General features: G+C 74.1%; 4 protein-coding genes. 1 reads left to right on the plus strand and 3 read right to left on the minus strand.

Going from position 1 to position 2,124, the window contains the following annotated elements; translation table 11 throughout:
- Positions 1-405 (minus strand): DUF1284 domain-containing protein (locus IBX62_10040; protein ID MBE0477425.1); only part of this gene is annotated, 405 nt, incomplete at its 3' end.
- Positions 402-1,196, minus strand: coding sequence for an MBL fold metallo-hydrolase (locus IBX62_10045; protein ID MBE0477426.1), 795 nt, complete (start codon positions 1,194-1,196; stop codon positions 402-404). The genes IBX62_10040 and IBX62_10045, both read right to left, overlap by 4 nt.
- A 104-nt stretch (positions 1,197-1,300) precedes the next feature.
- Between IBX62_10045 and IBX62_10050 the strand changes: the two genes are divergently transcribed.
- Entirely contained in the window at positions 1,301-1,672 is a 372-nt protein-coding gene (locus tag IBX62_10050; GenBank protein ID MBE0477427.1) for a hypothetical protein, read from the plus strand.
- Between the two features lie 52 nt (positions 1,673-1,724).
- Here the strand turns inward: IBX62_10050 and IBX62_10055 are convergent.
- Positions 1,725-2,124, minus strand: a 400-nt coding sequence (locus IBX62_10055; GenBank protein ID MBE0477428.1) for an FAD-dependent oxidoreductase, incomplete at its 5' end; no start/stop codon positions are given.

A 2,124-nucleotide genomic window follows, 5' to 3' on the forward strand; every position in this document is an offset into this window, starting at 1 on the left:
TCGACTAGGCTGACGCGCCTCCCGCGCCTGCTCGCACACCGCCGCCCACTCGCAGCCCTCGCACGCCTCGGCGAGCCAGCGCGGCAGTGCGGCCCACACGCCCTCGCGGGTCTCCGCGAAGCGCATCCGGTCCCCTGGCCGCGCGCCGAGGAGCTCGAGCGCGAGCGCGTCGAGGCGGCGGATCCCCTCCTCGGCGCCGGGCTCGCGCGCGCACTCGCCCCGCGCGCCCAGCGTCGGGCATGCAGCGCAGACGTCGTCGGCGCACTCGACGACCACGAGCGCGTCCTCGGCGCGGGCGAGCACCTCGCGCAGGTTGGCGACGAAGGCCTCCGAGTACCCCTCGCCGGCGAAGGAGTGCAGGCATACGAGGTGGTGCCCGCGCAGCCGGGCCGGCTGGCCGCTCACGCCGCCTCCGGAGAGCACAGCCGGGGCCGGTCCTGCCCGACGGCCCCGATCGACAGCGGCAGCGAGAGCTCCTCGGCCCGGGCTGTGAGCGCCGCGAGCGCCGCGTCGGGCGTGTTGTTGGTCCGCGAGAGGTGCAGCGCCACCACGCGACGTGTGCGCCCTGCCGCGAGGCGCTCCAGCGCCTCGGCGGCCGCCGCGTTCGACAGGTGCCCGCGCTCCGACAGGATGCGGCGCTTCAGGAACCAGGGGTAGGGTCCCTCCACCAGCATCCCGACGTCGTGGTTGGTCTCCAGCCCGACCCACTCGCACTCCGAGAGCGCTTCCAGCGCCTCGGGCGTGAGCGCGCCGGTGTCCGTCGCCATGCCGAAGGAGCCGCCGCAGGGCGAGCGGAACGCGAAGCCCACCGGGTCGGCCGCGTCGTGCGAGGCCGGGAAGACGGTCACGCGCAGGCCGCCGACGGCGACGACCTCCCCGGCGCGCACCCGCTCCCCGCCGGCGCCGCCGACGCGCGCACGGCGCAGGGTGCCCTCGGTGGCGAGCACCGGCAGCCCGAGGCGTCTCGCGAGCACCTCGACGCCGCGCACGTGGTCGCCGTGCTCGTGCGTGAGCAGCACCGCTTCGACCGCCTCTCGCGCGATGCCGCACGACTCCAGCCGGCGCACGGTCTCCCGCGCCGAGAAGCCGCAGTCGACGAGCACGCACCGCCCGCCGCACTCCACGGCCGTCGCGTTGCCGGCCGAGCCCGAGCCGAGGAAGGCGACGCACATGCGGGCGGAAGGAGGCGGGTCCATGGATGCGATTCTAGCAGGCGCCTCCGACACCGCCCGCGAACGCCGACTTCCAGGTATGCTTGCCGGTGACGGAGCTCGGACCGGCACCACGGACGGAGGCGGCGATGGCGGCGACCAGCAGGTGGTCCCTGCGCAACATCTACCTGTACCTTGTCTGCCTGATCACGCTCATCATGGTGATCGTCGGTGTCATCAACGCGGTGCGTGCGAGCGTGGAGCTCATCTACCCGGACCCGTACGCGTACGGCCCCGTCTACAGCCCCGAGGAGAAGCCCGGCGCCGGCCCGGAGGAGCAGCGCGAGGCCGCCGAGGAGCAGCGGCGCCTCTCCGAGCGCTCCGCCCGGCGACAGGCGATCCTGAACCTGGTCGGCAGCGCGGCCACCGTGCTGGTCGCCGGGCCGGTGTACCTGTACCACTGGCGCAAGATCGAGGGGGAGCTGCCCGGGCAGGCGGGGGAGGCCGCGGCCGGGGAGTAGCCGGCCCGAGGCGAGCCCGAGCCGCGCGCGGCGGGCCGCACCCGGCGTCTCCCTACCGCTGCATCGCCAGCATCTCGCGCGTTCGCTTCCAGGCGAGGCCGATACCGCCGACCTGCAGCCAGTACTTCACGTAGGTGATGCGCTTCATGACGATCGCGGGGACGCCCGTGAGGTTGAAGCGGTACATCCATCCCACGCCCCAGCTCGGTCCGACGCTCACGAACTCGCCACGCGTGTGCGGCTCGAACGGCGCGGGCTCCTGCCCGCGGGCCTCGCGCAGCAGGTTCTGCGCTGTGTGGGGCCCCTGCTGGATCGCCATCTGCGCGAGCATCGGCAGCGTCGCCTTGGTCTCGGGGTGCTTGGCGGCCGCGACGTCGCCGATGGCGTAGATGTCGTCGTACCCGGGGGTCTTGAGCTCCGCGTCCACGATGAGGCGACCCGCGTTGTCGACC

This window comes from Coriobacteriia bacterium (assembly GCA_014859305.1).
Classification (GTDB): Bacteria; Actinomycetota; Coriobacteriia; order Anaerosomatales; family Kmv31; genus Kmv31.

Excerpts from the sequence above, each read along its gene's own strand:
- IBX62_10045 (MBE0477426.1), bottom strand. The coding sequence starts at position 1,196 with ATGGACCCGCCTCCTTCCGCCCGCATGTGCGTCGCCTTCCTCGGCTCG.
- IBX62_10050 (MBE0477427.1), top strand. The coding sequence starts at position 1,301 with ATGGCGGCGACCAGCAGGTGGTCCCTGCGCAACATCTACCTGTACCTT.